This window comes from Salegentibacter flavus, from assembly GCF_900115145.1.
GTDB classification, from domain to species: domain Bacteria; phylum Bacteroidota; class Bacteroidia; order Flavobacteriales; family Flavobacteriaceae; genus Salegentibacter; species Salegentibacter flavus.
Genome location: NZ_FOVL01000007.1, coordinates 155,253 through 175,159, shown reverse-complemented (window position 1 = coordinate 175,159; position 19,907 = coordinate 155,253). Strand labels below are relative to the sequence as shown.

Genomic DNA, 19,907 nt, shown 5'->3' with positions numbered 1-19,907 from the left:
GACATAGCCTTTGACGGTATTTTTACTAATCGAAAGGTTCTTTGCGATAGTTTTTATTCCCTTTCCCTGTTGGCGTAGAAGAAGTATTTGTTTTACTTGACTCATTAGTTTTGGTTTTCCGGACATTTCTCATCTTTTGGTGGATACCACCAAATAAACTAAAACCTGAAAGAAAAAGCCTGGGGGGGTCAACATGCTCCCAAATAAATCATCCAGAGGGGTCAACATACTCCAGAATAATTTAAAATTCTAGCTATCTTCGTTTTCTTAAGGGGGGTCAGCATCCGCCAGAACGACAGCACGCTAAATATAGACTGTTAGGGGGGTCAGCTTAGTCCAGTATATCCACTATTGCTAAATCAGGGTTGCACCATGAAGAAATTTTGTTTTGAAATTAATGTAAGAAGTTGTTTTTTAATTCAGTTCTTTTTTAGTCTACGTATTAATACTGAGTTCTGTAATTGTATCCTTAGTAATTTTTATAAATTCTTCTGTCGTTCCTTTTCTGCCCAACTTTTCTTCGCTATTTGCTATTCTTCTCATTATTTCTTCTTTATATCGAGATGGCATTTGCTCTCGATTTCCGCTTAGTTTTTGGTGTACTATATCTAACGAAAAACGGAGATATTCATTCCTTTTACTTGCTGCAAAGTGAGCAAGCCTTTTACAGATAACATTATAATTGTCGTGAGCAATCCCATAAACTGTTTCCTCGCAAAACGGTGTGTTGAAAATGGCATTTTTTTTAAACTTTTCGGAATCGTAAAAATTTTGAACCATTCCATTTAGATGAGTCTTTTTAAAATAGAAAAAAACTAAATATTCATCTATTATAAAAGAATATGGTCGTTGAAATTCAGGTGACCAATGTAACCAAGTACTGTACTTATCGGAAAAATAAGGTGAGCGAATAATTTTGTAACCAATATTAGCCAAATCTGGGTCGGAAAGTTTTGGCTGTAAATCTTGTGTTTTTATTGCCAAGTATTTATCCAATATGCGCCGTAATTTATTTTCTTCCTTAATTTTAAGTTTAAACCCACTATTGTTTTGAACTGATAATCTCCAAACAATAGAACTCCAGAATAAAAACCCTAATAATGGTCTTTTTTCGCTAATATAATTTTGGTCAATTTTTGTTGATTTCTCTAAAGTTTTTGCATATTTATTTTCAATGACTGAAAACCTTTTTTCACAGGAAGTACAAAAATAATTGTCAACTATATCTTCAATATCATTTTTTTCAATCAATTCGTCTGTAACTTCTCCATAAATTTCCTCTAATTTCTCCGGCAGTACAGCTTTTCCAAAAAAACTCCCAGTTGTCTCGGGTGTTATTTTAAAGCCTAATTCTTTATCCCTTTCACGGGTTCCAACTTCATTAATAATCCTTTTCATTAAAAAATGAGGCACAATATGCGAGCCCGTTTTATCTGCAGTATTTTTTTTACAAAGTTTACAGTTTTTCATATATGTAGGCTAACGTTTAGTATATGAAAAGTAGGAGATTTCGAAGCACAAAACTTTCAGTTAATCACTTTTTGATACCAGCCAAATCCTTGAATTTACCGATATTTGACCTATTTTTCATATACATTGTTGGGGCATCGTTTTCTATTCACCTGCTAAAATTTTAGGAGATTCAACGGGCATTCAGCCGATCTATCACCTTTGTCTTGTACTAGTATTACAACCTTTCTTTTTGCCCGCGTGATCGCGTTATACATCAGTTTTCTGCGATAAAGATCGCCTTTAGGAAGAGTATAGTTTGGCCAAATAATGAAAACATCGTCAAATTCTCTGTTCTTAGCTCCATGCACGGTTAGGAAGATTCGACTCCTTCCTGTTCGTGATAGAAAGGTATTTACGAAGTGAATGCCAGACGACAGCAGACCGCTAAATTCCGTTTTTGAAAGGTGAGTTACGTTTCTCAGTTTCATAATTCGCTTGGCTCTTTTTACTGCATGACTGAATCCTAAATGACCCTCGAACGACCAACTATTTAATTCTTTCATTGTCAAAGAATCTAAATCTTTCCAATCATTGAACGATGTTAGAATATCAAGCGCAGAAATTCTTTCATTTCCCTCATGAAAAAATGGTCTGGGGCCGAGAGAGTACTTGTTCTTTTTTGTCATCGGTTTCTGAATGCGCTCCAAAGTCTGTCTAACAAATGCATCCCTACTAGGGCCGACAGGAGAAATAATAGCCACTGTCCTCTTGCCACCGCCCATTCTGTCGTTCCATTGCATGTTCGATAGGATAAAAAATGCCGCCAAATGGTGTGACGCAACATACTTCGTCTCTACACCATTTGTAGTTTGGGCATTTGACCTAATCGCAACAGAACTATCTAGAATCTTACTGTCGTTAGTTCTCCAAACATGCTCTAATCTTTTTAGTTCTATAGATTCAGACAACCATTTTGTTGCAATGCACTCTTCATTTGGATTTAGATTTTGAAAATCATCAGCGGCAACGACAAGCTCACAGCAAGCGTTGAGCTTCTTTACAATCTCAAGTAGTAGACCATCGCAGTCTTGAAACTCATCTACTACAACGATTGGATATGAAAAGCTTTGAACTTGTTTGACTATTTTAAATTCAAGCAGTTCGTTGGCAAATTGTCTGATGATGTTTCGGCCTAAGTGCAATTTCCCTTCAAAATCCCTCTTTTGATTCGGATCTTCATCAACGACTATTGCTCTGTCAATTCCAAGATAGCTTCTGTATCTCTGAAGTAGATTTAGACTATAGGAATCAATTGTCATGCAATTGACTTGAACTCCTTTTCGTTGGATTGGCTTGAGCTTTTCTTCCAACCTCCTGCGAGAACCATGCATGAACGTTATCGCCAGCAAAGAAGCTGAATTTGGCCAAGAGTCAAGATCTAAGGACTCATTGAGTCTAGCAATAAGTTTTGTTGTCTTACCAGTTCCTGCTTGACCTATATAACCAATCCCAGCCACTATAATTCGGGATATTGGAAGTTGTATAATATGGAGTTTCCCGTACTCATATCATCATCTTGCAACCACAGCAATCCGTAATCTCCTTCTAGATTTTCGATGCTATAAACCGAGTTTACAAAAAGACGTGCTCTCTTGACGCAATCTTCATTTCTCAATATGTAGTCTGCTAGGGAATCTTGGTAACCCCAATGAGACTTGTTTCCGTGAAGGAAGTTTCTCAAAGTCTGCCCTTCGAAAGGAGCCAAGACCTTTTCTAACTCTGCCAATCTTTCACCCTTTTCAGGTTTGACAATCCAACTTACCAAATCTTCCAATTCTTGGTCTGCACCCATACTCAAGATGATTTTCGGTGGAGTCTCATCGGCAAGCAACTGTTTGACATATTTGCGCCCAGCGGCATCCCCATCAACCAAAGGAATAGCATCCTCGATAAGGTCTTTAAATCGAGAATATGTACCGACTACATGTGAGTTCTGAGTGGGAATAATGCCAAATGATTTCGTTCTATCTGAGGCAGTATTGTATGCTTCCCAACCCTCAGCAGTTGTGCTCGCACTGATTAAAAGTTTTAGCCATCGAAAATCAGTTGCCCCCTCAGGTACAATTACTTTTTTATTCATTAAGGCTTCGCATACTTCCTTTCTATAAAGAGTATACAGACGCATTAATGAATTAGATTCAGGAGGAGTCTCAGATTCAGCTAGAAGAGGTGTCACTGAAAGTACTCCATCCCTATTATTGAGGATTAAAATTTCATCTGGTTTGTAATATGTTGCTATTTCAGGTGAATGTGTTGTGGTCAAAGTCTGATTTCCCAAACCTCTTATCCTCCCAACTAGTCGCCTATGCAACCCAGGCTGTAGATGCAATTCAGGTTCTTCTGCACAGAGAAAGAAGTTCTTCCCATTTTCATTCCGGTATCGTCCAAATTCCAGCAGTAAGAGAAGAGTCTGCAGCGAGATCAGTCCAGAGCCATGTTTGCTGACTGGAATCTTTACATTATCAGTCGCTTCAATGAAGGGCGTCAAGTTGTCCAGAACTCCTTGAATATCTCCTTGTGTAGGCAAGAAGGTTATGTTCTTACCATCATCAGTGACGAATCCAGATAATTCAAGATTTAGACGGCCAATAATGGCATCAAGAGGCTCTTGCTCCTCAATCTTATTCCCATCGTTTCTCAGATCATTTCTGAGATTCACGACTGTTTGACCTGGAACAGCTTCTTGAAATTTCAAAACTCGTCTGAATAGCTCGGAGTTGAACGTCATTGTCCTATCCCAAGTTCTTTTTGCAGGTAGTAGATAGAACCCCAATTCCTTTAAGTGGGTATGACCCTTCAAGATATTGATAGCAGTATCTTCAAACGGATCCCCTTCGCCCGAGTAGAAGTATCGGATGCTCTCATATTCTAAGTCATCAACATCTAATCTCGCACAGAAAGCAATTTCTACACCTAACACGCTGTCTGGAGGTTGTTCCCCCTTGGTGACAACTTTGGTTTGCGGATTGAACCATACAGGAATGCCGCCAGAGTTATCATTGAACCAATCAGGGCTAGCTTGAGGAGATTCGTCAGCAAAGCCAGTCAGTAGACCTTTGATAAAGATTCTATCCTCAGGCTTTGGATCTCCACCGAAGAAGTCATAATCCCCCATAGATCTAGCGAGTCTGTCTCGGCCAAGTAAGACTCCAATCGCATCCATGACGGCACTTTTCCCAGAATCGTTTTGTCCAAGCAATACATTGTGGCTGCCAAAGTTGATGATTGAGGTCCTAATTCCTCGGAAATTGAGAATCTCTAGTTTAGATAGTTTCACTAATTAGTTGTTTTCAATATTGGTTGTTATTGGAATGTGCCCCAACTCGTTATATCCGGCTTAATATAGCTTTTTTGAAATATATATCCTGGGATAAACGCAATTTTGCTAAATATAAACCAATAGAATAAAAGGAGATTACGGAAAAACGTAAAAAGAGAAAAATTGCGGTTAGTTTGGTAAGGGACGAATTATTTTTCTAAAAAAAACTAAAACCCAATAACTTTCGGTAGCGGTTAGCAAGCTCTAGCTCTTTATTTTCCTTCAAGTTCTGCAATTCGTTTCTGAAGTATGAATTTTGTCTCTTTTAAAGAGTCATTGGCATCTTCTAAAGCATTATTTGCTTTTTCCAAAGCATCTAATTGACTTTGAAGATTAACTAATTTCTCCCGCAGAACTTCTGGATCAGTTTCTTTATTAATTGAATTAGCGGAATCTTTTTGAAGCATAGGTCCATTTCCTGTAAGAATCCATTCTGCACTATACTGGGGATAATTATCAACCAAAGCCAATAACCATTTTGCTTGAATATCGGTGCCTTTATTTATTGCTCTCGACAACACACCTTTACTTGCACCAATCGTTTTCTCCAAATTGGTAATGCTAATCCCTTCCTTTTGGGCGATATCAGTAAAAACTTGCAAAATATTTCTCATATAGAAGATAATTATCTTCAAAATATTAGTTTAGTTGAAAATTATCAACTATATTTGATTTTGTTCCCAATAAAGGAACAAATCAATGAACAGGCAAACTTACGTAATTTATGAAGAAAACTTATAATACGGGAGTAGTAAAAGCCCTTGCATGTAAATATAAGGTTACTCCTCGGTACATACGATATTGTCTGAATGGTGATAGAACTCCAGTATATGCAGATGAATTATTAGCAGAATATAATAAAAAGTTGGAGCAAGTAGAAAAGGCATTAAATTCAGATAAATGAATAATTGATCAAGCAATTTAAAATTGATGTCTTAAGTGGAACACCTGTACTTGAGTGGAATAATTTTCATTCAAATCACTGATAAAATTAATAGGGCATATTATGTTACAGCGTATTTTTGAATTATTACAACAAGGTCATCCTGATGCTTTAGAGTTTATATATACCAAGTACCACCGCAATATCTTCTGGGTGGGTCGGCAAATTCTTGATGATGATTTTGCTGTAGAAACCCTGGTCCAGGATACTTTTCTCATATTATGGGAGAAAAGGGACCGTATAGAACGTCCGGAACATATTTACTATTTTCTGCGAATGGTAATGAAAAGGGAATGCTATACCTATTATGTCCGACCTAAAAATAAGTTTTTCAGGACCATCAATTCCCTGGAAAGTTACGAGAACTACCATGACTATTTGCACGGTTTTGATCCAGAGAAAGATGATCAGCACTTTCTAAACCACGAGGCACAGCAAAAAGCCTTTGACAGAATAGAAAAAGTTTTCCCATTACTTAGCTCCGAAAGAAGACATCTTATTGAACAATGTTTAAAATATGATTTTCGCTATAAAAGGGTTGGTCAGGTAATGGGGTTCAGTATTACCCATACCAGTAACGAGGTGAAAAGAGCGATAGAAGATATTAAAAATATCATCCATCAGGGAAGCACTTTGGATACAAAACCAAAACCGTTGTTGGCAGTTAAGCTACAGGGAGAAATGACCGAGGAACAGAAAAAGGTCTTGAAACTTCGTAATAAAAGGCAGTACTCCTTTGCTGCCATTGCCAGGGAGCTGAACCTTTCCCAAAAGGAGGTCCACCAGGAATTTTTGACCGCCTATAAGCTGATGCAGCTAAAACACGAACAACAACAATCGGCTTAGTTATGGGAAAGGAAACGATAACACTCACCCGAAGGATCCAATTGTTGATCGATTTGCCTACCGAGGAAGAACGCAGGGAAGCGAAAGGTAAGCTTTATCAATGGCGTTACCGCTGCCACAAGGCTGCTAACCTTATTGTTTCCCATCTATATGTTCAGGAAATGATCCAGGAGTTCTTCTATCTATCAGTAGGAGTAAAGTATAAACTGGTAGATAAAAAAAAGGATGAACTGGGCCTCTTCAACCGCTCCCGGATGAACACGACCTACCGGATGGTATCCGACCGATTTAAAGGAGAAATGCCCACCAACATTTTATCCCAACTCAATAGTAGAATTCAAAGTACTTTCAAGAAAAACCGGGAGGAATACTGGAGAGGCGAGCGTTCCTTACATAATTTCAAAAAGGAAATGGCTTTTCCCTTTAGCATGGAAGGGGTTTGTGGCCTGGAATTCAATCCAGAGAAAAGCGCCTTTTGCTTTCGGTTCTTTTCCATCCCGGTAAAAACCTATTTAGGCAGGGCATTTAATGACAAGTGGAAATTGATGCATCAGCTGACTAAGGGAGAGATTAAAATGCGTACTTCCCACCTCAAGTTAAAAGATGGAAAGATCTTTATGTTGGCCACCTTTGAAATTGAAAAAGAAAAGCACAAGTTACGGCCGGAAGTAGTTGCGGAAGCTAGCTTGTCACTGGAGTATCCTATTATGGTGAAGATCGGTAAAGCCAGGCTTAGCATCGGCAGCAGGGAGGAATTTCTATACCGGAGGTTAGCAATACAGGCCGCCTGTAGAAGGACCCGGGAGGGAGTCAAATATGCCAGGTCGGGCAATGGACGTAAACGAAAAGCAAAGGCCGTGGAAAGATTTCGGGAAAAGGAACATAATTATGTAAACCACCGATTACACTTGTATAGCAGGGAGCTTATCGACTTCTGTGTAAAACACCAGGCAGGAACGCTGGTTTTAGTGGACCAGGAGAAGAAAATTGAAATAGCCAGGGAGGAGGCTTTTGTACTAAGAAACTGGAGTTATTATGACCTGATGACTAAAATTAAATACAAGGCCGAAAAAGCCGGTATTGAATTAATAACAGATTGAACGATAAATTATGAGGGTGCTTGTACACCCGCAAGGTGAGGTGAACATTTCACTCACTAAATGCAGTAAGCATATACAACGCGTGGGTTTCTCTTAGTAGAATTTTAAAATCGCAAGTACATTCACTGCAAACTAGTTAGACGAATTTTGAAGCACGGATATAAATTATCCGAAAAGAATATGAGGGTGCCTGTACACCCGTAAGGTGAGACAGATTGTGGTACTCACTAAATGCTTAGGTATATACAGAGGCGTGAGTTCTCTATTTATTCAGCCACATAACAGGCACATTGTCAATCAATCTAATCTTTTTAATTTACTTAAACATACTCACTCAAATTTACAAATTAAACCCACATACCTAACCTATCCTGCACATCGTTCCTATTTTTCTAATAGCATAAGGTAAATTAAACGTAAAATAGAAACAGCATAAGGTCTACTTTAGACTCTTATAGCCAATTGGGTTAATTTATATTCTTTACAATACTTTCAATTACAACAATACTGTACAATAGAATTCGCAGCACTCTTTTTAGAATATATATTAAATTAAGGGGGAAAATCCCCTTTTTCAAGGAAAGAGGTGTCATTTTACATGCATCATTCATTCAAACATTTTAAATTCTATACATTTAAACGTTAGAAACTCATAAATGATTAAATACATATGTGGAGTGATAATGAAACTCATTCAGACTTTATAGATTTTAAGCATCTCATTGATGCTTCAAAAACCATTATTGATAACGATCAACTATTACCTTGTAGTATTGGAATATATGGAGATTGGGGTGGAGGAAAATCTAGTTTAATGAATATGATCGAGACAACCTATGAAAATGAGAAGGATATACTAGTAATAAAATTTAATGGATGGCTCTTTGAAGGGTATGAGGATACGAAAACGGTATTATTAGGCAGGATACTGGATGAGGTAATTAAAGGGAGAAAGCTTAGTGAAAAAGCTAAAACATTAGCGGCTGGTTTACTACGAAAAGTTGATCTTCTTAAACTAACTGGTTCGGTAATTAAATATGGTGCCGGTATGGCTACAGGCCCAGCAGGTATTGCAGGAATTACCCTTTCAAATATGATGAATGAAGGAAAAGATTTTGATTATAAAAATTATCTGAAGGAAGACAACGAGAATCCGGATGAACTTATGAGAAACAATATTCAGAATTTTCATCAGAATTTTGAAGATCTTGTGGCGGAGACTAAAATAAAGAAGATAATCGTATTTATCGATGACTTGGATCGTTGTACCCACGAAACCATAATTGGGACTTTAGAGGCTATTAAGCTATTTTTATTCACCAAGAAAACAGCTTTTGTAATCGGTGCAGATGAACGTCTTATTAAATATGCGGTCCGCAGAAGATTCCCTGAAATCCCAGGGGATAATAGTGAAGTGGGCCGTGATTATCTGGAGAAAATGATCCAATATCCCATCCGTATCCCACCTTTAAGTGAATTGGAATTGAGTATCTATGTGAACCTGTTGTTCTGCCAGTTATATCTGGAAAAAAAAGAGTTTGAACCTGTAAGAAAAACCATTTTACGAAAGAAAAATGAAGATCAGTTAGGCTTTTCTTTTAACTTTAATAATGCAAATGATTTTATAAAAGAAGTCCCCGACGCTTTGAAAGAAGCGCTACTACTTTCGGAACAACTTATTCCGGTACTGACAACAGGTCTCAATGGGAATCCCCGACAAACGAAACGATTTTTAAATACTTTATTGTTGCGATCTAAAATGATCTCCGGTACCCGGGAAAAGTTTGAGAAACGTATCCTGGCCAAATTGATGTTAATGGAATATTTCAAGGGAGAAACCTTTAAAGATTTTTATGAAGAACAGGCACGTAATAAAGGCGTGATCCCAGGGATGAAAGCGCTGGAAGATTTATCAGAAAATGATTCAAATGGTTTAGATGAAAAAGAAAACATTTCTTCAATGTACCTGGATTTAATGGAGGACCCCTGGATTAAAAATTGGTTAGCTTCTAAACCTTCTTTAGCTGACGTGGATCTTCAACCCTATTTTTATGTCTCCAGGGACAAACTGTCAATTATGGGTACTAATATTCGAAGGATGAGTTCTGATGCTCAGGAAATTTTCAGAAAATTGATACACCGATCTGAAACTATACGCGGAACGGCCCTTCAGGCCTCGAAAAATATTAGTCAAGGTGATGCGGCGACGGTATTTGAATCTCTAAAGGAAAAATTTCTTCAAACTGAAGAGGTAAGTGGAGAAGGTTCTCCTCTTAAAATACTGTTTGATTTCTGTAAGATCCGTACTGAATTAAATTCTCAGCTACTCTCGATGTTAGAAGATCAGCCGGATTCACGGATTCCGTTAGTAGCAGTAACTCAGGTGATTGAAATCAGTAAAACTGGGAGTCATAAGGAGAAGGTAAAAGAATTGATCACTGGATGGAGTAAGTCCGTTTCAAATAAACCACTTGCATCCATAGCAAAGAAAAAATTGACAAAATCATAAATTATGGGAACATCTAAATCGGGTTCCGGAATCCCCGGATCCTCCCCGCTTTTACCTGATTGGACTCCACCGGCATCACCTCCAGAAGAAGACGAACAGCAGGACCCACAGGATGATAAGAATGAAGAAGAGGCTCAAGATCGGCCAACTTATGAATCCACGGCTGACTTTCAAGCCGTAAAATCAAACTTTACAAAATATGTAAGCAAGCCATCGAAGCCTACTTTTAAAACAGCTATACGCAGTTATATTCGTAAAACAGGAGGCGTAAAAAAGGCAACTACTTCCTCGGCAGCAGGGATAAGAACCGGAAGAGGATACATTAGTTTTTTAAATAATCTAGGGTCCCAGGGATTATCAGAAACACTCTCTCAATTAGGACTGACAAGTCAAATTGGCAAGTCCAGTGAAGAAGTACTAGCTATTATTGCAGATAAAATTGCACCGGTAGGTTCTACAAATGATGAAGCGATTGCTCGGGCGGCGGTATTAATAGCCACCGAAAAACTCTATGGGCGACTGGAGGAAGATGGCCAGGATCTGGCTACTTTAGACACCCTGGATGAAGCTCTTATTAAAGAGGTAGTGATAGAATATGTAAGTGCCTACATATTCAAAAAATGGGTATATGAAGCTGGTATGGCCCTGGAAAAAAATAAGCTTTCAGAAAATAAAGCTATTGAGTTAGAGCACCAAATGAAAGATCTAATAAGACAGGAAGTAAAAGTGGGAATAGAGAAGGCTAATCTCAAAGATTTTGATCTAGCACAAGAATCCGGTCGAGATCTGGTCTTAGAAATTTTTGAACTGGCTTACACAACCTTAGAAGAATGAAAAGAATAAAAGTAATTTTTAAGCAACATAGACAGGATAATTTCATTTTGAATCAAGGCAAGGATGTTTTAACTATCTATACCAGTGATCGGGGATTATCAGATACCTTGGTGACAACCAATGTATTTGAAATCTTAAAAAAGCGCGCTATCACTCCGTCGGAAGAAACATATGATCTGCTTCACTTTGCTATCGGTCTATATGTTATAGATCAGGTATATTCCAGAAAGGCTTTTGGTTTCCAGGGATGGAGTCGTTATTTTGAAATCTATGTACCAGTTGCAAAACCTGAACTTTGGCAGGAAATCAAGGAAGAACTTGAAAATACCTTATCTTTTCTTAGTGGGGATAGGTGGATCTTGCATTTTAGAGAATTAATAAAAGAAGAAAAGCAATTAAAAATTCCAGAAGAAAAACAGGCCTCAAAAATCGATAAAGTAGCGCTTTTTTCCGGAGGAATGGATTCTTTTATAGGGGCTATCGATTATCTTGAGCAGGGAAATCGTATGGCTTTTGTAAGTCATCATAAACGAGGTTCTGAAGGAACAGCCCAGCAAACATTGTTTGGAGCTTTAAGAAAAAAATATGGGGATGAAGCGTTTGAGACATTTCGATTCTGGGTTCAACCGGTTAAGAAAAATGCGCCTTCTGCAGATATTAGCAGTAGAATGCGCTCATTTCTTTTCGTTGCCCTAGGTCTGACCATTGCCAACAGCCTGGACGAAAAAATAGATTTTATTATCCCGGAAAACGGACTGATATCATTAAATGTCCCTCTAACAGGTACACGGCTAAGTAGTCATAGCACCCGCACTACTCATCCTTACTATATCTATGAACTTCAAAGTATCTTCGGTCACTTGGGAATTAAGAATAACTTATATAATCCCTATCAAACTGCTACTAAAGGGGAAATGGCGCTAAACTCTAAAAATCTGGAACTATTGCGAGAATTAAACAAGGATACGCTTTCCTGTTCTCATCCAGATCAAAACAGATGGAGAAAGGGAGGAAAATCAGGGGTTCACTGTGGGTATTGCGTGCCTTGCATCATAAGACAGGCTGCTGAAAAAAAAGCAAGTTTAAAGGGTACTGTATATGTTCATAATATTATTAGTAATCCCACTTCTTTAAAATCCCAGTCCGGTGAAGATCTACGGGCTTTTCAACTAGCATTGGAACGAATAAAAAGTATCTCTGAGAAATCTCTTACCTTTGAAATTATGAACTCCGGCCCCCTTTCATTTCCGGGGAAGTACGAATTATCAGATTATGTCGGTATATATAAAAGAGGCATGGAAGAGGTAGCAGATTTTCTATATCCATAATTATGCATTTCCACGATACGCATTTTCACCTGGACCTTATGAAAGATCCTGAGGCTGTAGTTCAGCAAATCGAGAGTAATAAATGCTATACTATTGCTGTGACCAACAGTCCGAGCGTATTTTTCTATTCCAAACGTCTCAGTCTGGACACTAAATATCTCCGGGCTGCATTGGGATTCCATCCTGAACTGGTTGCAGAACGGTACCAGGAATTACCGAAATATCTTGACCTCCTTCCTCAAACACGTTATATTGGTGAGGTTGGTTTGGATAATTATCAAAAAACCACTGCCGATTTTCATAAGCAACTAGTTGTTTTTAAGAAGATAATTGAATCTTGTAGAACTTCCGGGGATAAAATTATCACGATTCACAGCCGCAAGGCTGAAAAAGAAGTACTTCAAATTATCGGGCCTAATTTTCCAGGAAAGATAATTCTCCATTGGTATTCGGGACCATTAAAATTATTAGACACTGCCCTTAACTATGGCTATTACTTTTCTGTTAATAAGCGAATGCTAAACTCACAGAATGGCAGAAAAATCCTTCAAAAGCTACCTGTGGATCGTATATTGCTAGAATCTGATGCCCCCTTTACATTATCCCCGAATCAGAAATATCATTCCATTTTATTTCAAGAAATGGTATCCGAACTTGCTAGTTTAAAAGATTTTGCTCCGAATGAAATGTTTATCTATCTAAATAAAAATTTTAAGAGGCTTATAGAAACTATAAAATAATCCATATTCCGAAAATATTGAGTAGCATCACTGTTGGTATGAGGCCTACTCCTTTTATCTATCCCTACTGAAATTAGCTAGGAAATCAATCTGAAGAGCATATTAATTCCGATAACTTCCACTGCCAAATCAGCCAATTGTTTCTGAGTGATGTACATATGGTATCGACACTTCTAGATTAATCTAATTCCTTGTTGTTTTACCGACATATCTTGAAATTAAAAATCCTAACGACACACTATGATGGTGGTTTTTACGAGCAATATTTTATAAAAACCCGTTCAGCCCATTCCCACTACATTACGCAAAAGCTTCATTTCGGGAAAAGCGCTTCTCTAAAAAGGTCTTGGACACCATCGAAAAAATTTCGACTTCCATTCCGCTAACCCGATGAAAAATCGGATCGCTTCACTCCCGCTCGAAATTTTTTCAATGAAGTCCGTCTGATTGAATTTCAAATCGAAGCTTATCTTTTCGAAGAAAATAGTGGTTTTTCCTAATCCTATTTAAGCTTCATCCTCACAGCCCTCCCCTTTTAAGACGCGAAAGAACAACATCCTTTCTTGGACAGCGGCATAAAGCCGTTCTGGCTCTGCCTTCTCTTTTTATACGCTTTACCAAGCCAGGATGTTGTAAAATAAAAGCATCAAAAAAGGTAATGTGACGGCTCTATAGGAAGTAAATCAGCAAGGAATAGGTAGAATCAATCCAAAACCTAAAAAGTTAAAACGAGTCTGGGGTTAAAAAACAAAAAAAGGAAAATGCTCTGGATATAATAAGTAAATCATTTTAAAACAAGTTCAATGAATGAGTTAGGTAGTACAAATTTGGGTCGGATTTTTTAGGTTAACGATGGGAATTTTTAACGGGTTCTTGGCATCTAAAATTAAAAATCTGCCGTCGAATTTTTTTCATTTTTAAAAAAGTGAGGGTTTTTATACCAAATCAGGCTAATAGATATCAAATTAATTGAATAATAAATTTTATTTGAATTGTTATAATTAGTAACTTTAAGTGGTGATCTTCTGTCGATTCTTAAAATAGAGATCCCACTGATTTGACTTTCGCTGAATAATTACACCCATTTAAAATTTTAAAGGGATTTTTTTAATTCCCTTAAAGAAATGCAGTTGGTGCAAACCAAAATGTATGAAAATTTTGTCCCGCCTGCGGGACGAAATCGAATAGCAAGAGGGTAACACGTTTCACGGTGTTATTCGATTTCTTCATTCGTAAAACGTTGATTTTATTGGGCTTATTAATTATTAAAACTAGAAATATATCCATCCTAGTGGATATACCCCACTGGAAGGCTCTGTAAAATCAATGATGGCTATAGCCAGCAAGTATTAAAATAGTATCCATTATGTCAAAATCAAGGCTGCAATTAAAAGCAAATACGGCAAAGAGGTTCCGGGAGTTTTCGAAAAAGAACAATAGCAACCAGTCCGAAACTTTAGACCTGATTCTGGACTTTTTTGAGAAAAATAACCTCTCCCCTTTTGAAACCTTAGTGCCTTCAAAAGTAAGCCTGGAACAGCTTATTAAAAAACGGATCGATGCGGTTATAGCAATCCTTAAAAATATTGAAAAGACCCAGACCAAACCAGGTTTGTTAATGCTGGAGTTACTTATGGAAGGGCGTTCGGTTCCAAAAGTGGAAGTTGGCAAAAAGGAAAAAATTTCCACCTCCAAAGAAAAAAGCCTGGAACAATTGAAATTAGAAATCACTCGACTTCAGGATTTAGTAGAAGCAACAAATAAAGATCTGGAGTACCTGCTACAACATGTGGAAATAAAGGGTAACACCTTTGGGGCGGATTATCTAAAGTTAAATATCCCTCGGTCAGAGTTAGAACGAATTAAAATAGCCATAAAACATAAGACCTAAATGTATATCACCATCTCTCCTCAAAAATTAGGTGGCGCTTTTTCACAAAGCGCAGGGGATTTTGTGACATATCTGGAAAAAGAAAATCAGGGAAAAAGCCCGTCGGAAAAGGAATATTTTTTTAATCAATATGAGGATAAAATACGCCCGTATGAGGTAATTAAAGAGATCGATGGGAATACAGCAAAGTTAAAACTCAAAGAACCCAAATATTATTCTATTACCATAAACCCCAGCCAGTACGAATTAAAACATATTCATAATAATCCTGAAAAACTCCGGGCTTTTGTCCGTAATGCTATGAAGGAGTATGCCAATTCCTTTAACCGAGAGATTCAAGGGAGGCCCATCAATGTTGATGACATTAAATATTACGCCAAAATTGAACAAGAGCGAGCCTATAAAAGTTATGATGTTGCTATTCGGGAAAATAACCCCTACAGTAAGCAGATTGCCAAATTGAAAAATGAACTTAGTAAGGTAGAACGTGGTGACATATCCGGAAATACCCGGCAACTTAAAAATGATATTCAAAAACTGGTCCGAGATGCTCCCTATAAAATTCGAGGAAAGGTGGTGGAACCGGGAATGAAAAAAGAGGGCCTGCAAAGCCATATCCATATCATTGTAAGCAGGAAAGATGCTTCAAATACTTACAGCCTTTCCCCAGGCAGCAAATACAAAGCTTCTGAAGTGAAGATGCATGGCAAAATCGTAAAGCGGGGGTTTGAGCGGGATCGGTTTTTTCAGAATTCTGAAAAAGCTTTTGACAAGATGTTTCAGTATAACAGAAATTATGTGGAAAGCTATACCGCCAGAAAGACGTTGAGTAAGGATCCAAAACAATATTTTCTGTCCTTAAGAAACCTGGGGATAAGCGAGAAAAAGATTGCTTTTAAAATGATTCGACAAACCGGACTGCAACTGCCTGTATTACACCTGCCCCAGAATAAAGTGGGGTTCGCTTACAAACAACTAAAGAAAATCATCGAAACCGGAATTAAAGCAAGTTCTATCAGTTATTAAAATCATCCGTTATGCCTTTAAACATCTATTTTATCTTATATTTTTTCGGAGCAAGATTCGGAATTGAATTATCAAAGAATATCCAGGAAAACCAAAGGGATGTACCAATCTGAAAATCCAGAAAAGTGAGGGAGGTCAACTACATACGCCATCTCAACGCAGCACTGCGAAAATTCTCTGATGACGACAAAATATCGTCCTCACACCGCAGTTTATATCTGGCCTTTTTTGAAGTATGGAATCAAAAACGCTTTCCGAAAACGATCATGGTTAATAGTAAACGGGTGATGGCTCTGGCCAAAATACGTTCCAGGACTACTTATCATAAATTACTAAAGGATCTAAAAAACCGGGGGTACCTGCAATACCATCCTTCCAATAATCCGCAAATCGGTTCACTCGTCGAGATGTTCAGATTTGATGTGTGCTCTGTTCAAAAAATGAACAAGACTCATTCAGTTTCTGAACAGGTTTCTGTTCAAAAAATGGTCTCTTTTAATAAAGATAATAGTAAACATATAATAAACTCTTATAAACAATCAGGTCCAAAAAATGAACAAGTAGTTATTGAATATTTCAAAAAAGAAAATAGAGGTGCTCTGGAGGCTAAAAAGTTTTATAATTTTTACGAATCTATAGGTTGGAAATTAAATGGTAAAAATCCGATCACAAACTGGCAGGCCTGTGCGCAAAATTGGATGCTAAAAGCTGATGAAATAAAACATGATCAAAGGTCTAAGCAACCAGGCCAAAATGGGGACAACTTGAATACTGGTAGGAATAAAAACTATGGGAAGCCGTTTTGAAAATGATAGGGCAATTATAAAATAAATTTGAAGAAAGTATAAGAGCAAGAAAAATAAAAGGTTCATCATCTCCCCATTCTAATAATATTCCTTTATATACCCATACGCCCTATCAAAGAGCACCTGGTCTTTATGTAGTTTATATTTCAGCAGTGATTTTCTAAGAGACTGTTGCACTTCTCTTTCTCCGGCTGCTGAACCCTGCCACCCTGGAAAACGTACAATTCTCACAATGGAATCTATATCTTCAACGATTCTTGAAACCACTGCCGGAGTTTGGTTGGTTTTAAGTTCAAGGAACAATTCTGTTAGTGCAGCTTGAGGTGTTTTTTCCTGGATCATCTCCTCAATTTCTTTTTCTGCCTGGACTGTTTCTTTGGCTATTTTACAAAGGTCTTTCACAAATTCTATGGAGGTAATAAGCCCCTGCTCTGCCCTGTCCCGCAATTCTTCCAGACGATCACTCAACTTCTTAAACTTCGGATCATTCCCATGCTTCTTGAAACGCTTTATCAGCATTTTCTCAAGACGTTTAGCGTTTCTGGGATCCGGGTTATTGAAAATGTCCTCTATCACATCGGCATCCAGAACATACTCTTCCAAATTATGAACATCGCCTACATGAACATTGTCATGAATAAGTTTAGTAGTCTGGGCTCCTAAAGCAAACCATAATAACTTACCTGTGTTATCTGAAGCTGGTCGGACTGATTCATATACCTGGGTTAGCCATTTATAGTCTTTCACAAAAAGGTCCAAAATTCTGTCGGGAGAAAGAGATTCCCATATCTTGGATAGATATTTATAATCCTTGGCGAACTCATCCTTTTTTTCATCGGTATTGATGGCATTTTGTGCTGCCTCCAGACCTTCAAAACCATCTAAATCTCGGTCCACTCCCTCAAAATGGGCTAAGGTTGCAGCCATTGCCTCCGGTAATTTTTCCCGCAGTACAGATAGATTAGAAATGATTTGCTTTATGGTATTTTCATCAAATTCCAAAGCTTTTGCAGTGTCATCAAAAACTCCAAAATAATCTACAATTCTACCATAATTCTTTCCGGGATAAACCCTATTTGTTCTACAGATTGCCTGTAACAAGGTATGATCCTTGAGAGATTTATCCAGGTACATAGTCTGCAGCACCGGCGCATCAAAACCGGTGAGAAGTTTTGCTGTTACAATAAGGAATTTTAACTCCGATTTAGAATCCTTAAATCTGTCGACTATCCGTGTCTGCTCGCTTTTATCTATTCCCCATTTCTGCTTGAATTCCTGCGGATCATTAGCCGAGGTTGAGATTACTACCTCGCTTGTTTCTTCCGGAAAGTGTTTATCTAATTCTTCTTTATACTGTACACAAGCATATCTGTCTGGAGTTACTATCATGGCTTTAAAACCATGCGGCTCTACTTTTTCACGGAAATGATGGGTAATATCACCAACGATCTTTGAAATCCGTTCCGGGGATTTAAGGAAAATAGCCATTTTAGCTGAGCGTCTGTTTATTGCATCTGCCTCTTCATCACTTAAGGCGGCACTCTCTCTAAATTCCTCAAAAGCTTTATCCAGAGTTTCTTTGTCCACATGAACATCTACCAACCTTGGTTCAAAATGAAGGGGTTTGGTAGCTTCATCTCGTAGAGAGTCCTGAAATGTATATCTGGATAAATAACCTCCCTGATCTTCCTCGGCACCGAAAGCCCAAAAAGTATTTTTTTCTGCTTTATTAACGGGAGTTCCGGTTAGACCAAAAAGAAATGCGTTAGGCAAGGCTGCTCGCATTTGCATTCCCAAATCGCCTTCCTGAGTCCGGTGGGCTTCATCTACCAGGACAATAATATTTTCCCTCGTATTCATATTGGGTTTCGCATCCCGAAATTTGAAGATCATAGATACAATTATCTTCCGGGTATCTCTTTCCAATAATTTCTGTAATTCCTGAATACTGGAAGTGGTCTCTACATTTGGGATATCAGCTGCATTAAAATCACCGGAAATCTGAGAGTCCAGATCGGTTCGGTCTACTAATACTAAAACCGTAGGGCTTTTCAGTTCCGGAGCTCTTCTTAATTTCTGAGCTGCAAACATCATTAGCAAGGATTTACCCGATCCTTGAAAATGCCAGATTAATCCTTTCTTTATCTTACCCTCTTTTACCCTTTCAACAATTTTATTGGCTCCTTCATACTGCTGAAATCGAGGTATTATTTTTATTCTCCTACTCTTTTTATCAGAAGAAAATAAAGAAAAATTTTGAAGAATATCCAATAACTTTTCTGGATGCATTAAATCTGTTAACTCCTTCCCTATTTCTCCTAAGCCTAAACGCTTTGCCAAATTTTCCTCATCATCTTCCAAACGCCAGGGAGACCAAAATTCAAGAGGAGTTCTTACAGCACCATAGTATAATTCTTTCCCTTCTGTTGCGAAAGATAGTATATTCGGCACAAATAACTGCGGAACCGAATTTTCATAAATATTGTGAATTTCATTAGCTCCATCCAGCCAGCTTATGGAAGGTCTTATAGGAGTTTTGGCTTCTCCAATTACGACAGGAATTCCATTAATAAAAAGCACTATATCCGGAATTTTGGTTTCCCGAAAGTGAACCCTGTACTGATTGGTAATATGATACTTATTTTCCCGAAGCTTCTCCTTATCAAATTCAATAAGCTTTACAGGAACATGCCTGTTATTTTCACCGAAGGGCATAGTCTTGTCACCTCTTAACCACTTAAAAAATTCCTCGTTTGCTTTTACCAGTCCGGTTTGATTTACGGCAATAAGTACAGCTCTAAGTTTGTAGATAACTTCATCAGCTAATTCTGGCCGCGCTTTTATTTCAGGGTTGAGTCTGATTAAGGCCTTTTTCAGCTCCTCTTCATTTAAAATCTCATTGACGTTCCTCTTCAACTCATTCGCCGACTTATATTCCCACCATTTTCCGTAAGTCTGCTCCGGTTCTGCAGCATCACCATTATTAAGATTTTCTCCACTTAATTTGTGAAGGATGTAGTGCTCTACGCTGTTGAGTTCGTTAAAGGCCATAT

Annotated in this window: 16 protein-coding genes; 10 read left to right on the top strand and 6 right to left on the bottom strand. The window is 37.9% G+C overall.

Annotation, left to right across the window (positions count from 1 at the left end; all coding sequences use genetic code 11):
* The 5 genes from BM266_RS17575 to BM266_RS17070 all read right to left on the bottom strand — a co-directional run.
* The coding region (locus BM266_RS17575; RefSeq protein ID WP_175494778.1) for a LuxR C-terminal-related transcriptional regulator at positions 1-105 on the bottom strand (105 nt) is incomplete at its 3' end.
* Between the two features lie 330 nt (positions 106-435).
* A complete protein-coding gene (locus tag BM266_RS07690) occupies positions 436-1,470 on the bottom strand; it encodes a hypothetical protein (RefSeq protein WP_093407932.1) in 1,035 nt (344 codons plus the stop codon).
* Positions 1,471-1,625: 155 nt separating this feature from the next.
* Positions 1,626-2,969, bottom strand: coding sequence for an ATP-binding domain-containing protein (locus tag BM266_RS07685; RefSeq protein WP_093407929.1), 1,344 nt, complete (start codon positions 2,967-2,969; stop codon positions 1,626-1,628).
* Positions 2,969-4,789, bottom strand: coding sequence for an ATP-dependent nuclease (locus BM266_RS07680; RefSeq protein WP_093407927.1), 1,821 nt, complete (start codon positions 4,787-4,789; stop codon positions 2,969-2,971). The genes BM266_RS07685 and BM266_RS07680 overlap by 1 nt, the downstream gene beginning before the upstream one ends.
* A 254-nt stretch (positions 4,790-5,043) precedes the next feature.
* Positions 5,044-5,466 carry a hypothetical protein gene (locus BM266_RS17070; protein WP_175494777.1) on the bottom strand — a complete coding sequence of 141 codons (423 nt, stop codon included), beginning with the start codon at positions 5,464-5,466 and terminating at the stop codon, positions 5,044-5,046.
* 89 nt (positions 5,467-5,555) lie between these two features.
* Between BM266_RS17070 and BM266_RS07670 the strand changes: the two genes are divergently transcribed.
* From BM266_RS07670 to BM266_RS07625, 10 genes are all read left to right on the top strand, one after another.
* Positions 5,556-5,735, top strand: a complete 180-nt coding sequence (locus BM266_RS07670) for a hypothetical protein (RefSeq protein ID WP_093407924.1) — start codon at positions 5,556-5,558, stop codon at positions 5,733-5,735.
* Between the two features lie 102 nt (positions 5,736-5,837).
* Positions 5,838-6,620, top strand: coding sequence for an RNA polymerase sigma factor (locus BM266_RS07665; protein WP_093407922.1), 783 nt, complete (start codon positions 5,838-5,840; stop codon positions 6,618-6,620).
* 2 nt (positions 6,621-6,622) lie between these two features.
* The gene (locus tag BM266_RS07660; protein WP_093407920.1) at positions 6,623-7,720 is read left to right on the top strand and encodes a hypothetical protein; all 1,098 of its coding nucleotides are present in this window, start codon (positions 6,623-6,625) and stop codon (positions 7,718-7,720) included.
* Between the two features lie 670 nt (positions 7,721-8,390).
* Positions 8,391-10,229: a KAP family P-loop NTPase fold protein gene (locus tag BM266_RS07655; protein WP_093407917.1), complete on the top strand. Its 1,839-nt coding sequence runs from the start codon at positions 8,391-8,393 to the stop codon at positions 10,227-10,229.
* Positions 10,230-10,232: 3 nt separating this feature from the next.
* Positions 10,233-11,063: a Qat anti-phage system associated protein QatB gene (qatB, locus tag BM266_RS07650; RefSeq protein WP_093407915.1), complete on the top strand. Its 831-nt coding sequence runs from the start codon at positions 10,233-10,235 to the stop codon at positions 11,061-11,063.
* Positions 11,060-12,391 carry a Qat anti-phage system QueC-like protein QatC gene (gene qatC / locus BM266_RS07645; RefSeq protein WP_093407912.1) on the top strand — a complete coding sequence of 444 codons (1,332 nt, stop codon included), beginning with the start codon at positions 11,060-11,062 and terminating at the stop codon, positions 12,389-12,391. Before qatB ends, qatC begins: the two co-directional genes overlap by 4 nt.
* A 2-nt stretch (positions 12,392-12,393) precedes the next feature.
* Positions 12,394-13,131: a Qat anti-phage system TatD family nuclease QatD gene (gene qatD, locus BM266_RS07640; RefSeq protein WP_093407910.1), complete on the top strand. Its 738-nt coding sequence runs from the start codon at positions 12,394-12,396 to the stop codon at positions 13,129-13,131.
* Between the two features lie 1,366 nt (positions 13,132-14,497).
* Positions 14,498-15,022 (top strand): BfmA/BtgA family mobilization protein, encoded by a 525-nt coding sequence (locus BM266_RS07635; RefSeq protein WP_093407907.1) that lies wholly within the window; start codon positions 14,498-14,500, stop codon positions 15,020-15,022.
* On the top strand, positions 15,023-16,048 hold the full coding sequence (gene mobB / locus BM266_RS07630; RefSeq protein ID WP_093407905.1) for a MobB family relaxase: 1,026 nt from the start codon (positions 15,023-15,025) through the stop codon (positions 16,046-16,048).
* Positions 16,049-16,488: 440 nt separating this feature from the next.
* Entirely contained in the window at positions 16,489-16,854 is a 366-nt protein-coding gene (locus BM266_RS07625; RefSeq protein WP_139220606.1) for a hypothetical protein, read from the top strand.
* A 78-nt stretch (positions 16,855-16,932) separates the two neighbouring features.
* Here BM266_RS07625 and BM266_RS07620 read toward each other — a convergent pair whose 3' ends face one another.
* Positions 16,933-19,905, bottom strand: a complete 2,973-nt coding sequence (locus BM266_RS07620; RefSeq protein ID WP_093407900.1) for a type I restriction endonuclease subunit R — start codon at positions 19,903-19,905, stop codon at positions 16,933-16,935.
* Positions 19,906-19,907: the final 2 nt, after the last annotated feature.

Excerpts from the sequence above, each read along its gene's own strand:
- BM266_RS07625 (WP_139220606.1), top strand. The coding sequence starts at position 16,489 with ATGAACAAGACTCATTCAGTTTCTGAACAGGTTTCTGTTCAAAAAATG.
- BM266_RS07690 (WP_093407932.1), bottom strand. The coding sequence starts at position 1,470 with ATGAAAAACTGTAAACTTTGTAAAAAAAATACTGCAGATAAAACGGGC.
- qatD (WP_093407910.1), top strand. The coding sequence starts at position 12,394 with ATGCATTTCCACGATACGCATTTTCACCTGGACCTTATGAAAGATCCT.
- BM266_RS07670 (WP_093407924.1), top strand. The coding sequence starts at position 5,556 with ATGAAGAAAACTTATAATACGGGAGTAGTAAAAGCCCTTGCATGTAAA.
- BM266_RS07660 (WP_093407920.1), top strand. The coding sequence starts at position 6,623 with ATGGGAAAGGAAACGATAACACTCACCCGAAGGATCCAATTGTTGATC.
- qatB (WP_093407915.1), top strand. The coding sequence starts at position 10,233 with ATGGGAACATCTAAATCGGGTTCCGGAATCCCCGGATCCTCCCCGCTT.
- BM266_RS07620 (WP_093407900.1), bottom strand. The coding sequence starts at position 19,905 with ATGGCCTTTAACGAACTCAACAGCGTAGAGCACTACATCCTTCACAAA.
- BM266_RS07665 (WP_093407922.1), top strand. The coding sequence starts at position 5,838 with ATGTTACAGCGTATTTTTGAATTATTACAACAAGGTCATCCTGATGCT.
- BM266_RS07655 (WP_093407917.1), top strand. The coding sequence starts at position 8,391 with ATGTGGAGTGATAATGAAACTCATTCAGACTTTATAGATTTTAAGCAT.
- BM266_RS07635 (WP_093407907.1), top strand. The coding sequence starts at position 14,498 with ATGTCAAAATCAAGGCTGCAATTAAAAGCAAATACGGCAAAGAGGTTC.
- mobB (WP_093407905.1), top strand. The coding sequence starts at position 15,023 with ATGTATATCACCATCTCTCCTCAAAAATTAGGTGGCGCTTTTTCACAA.
- qatC (WP_093407912.1), top strand. The coding sequence starts at position 11,060 with ATGAAAAGAATAAAAGTAATTTTTAAGCAACATAGACAGGATAATTTC.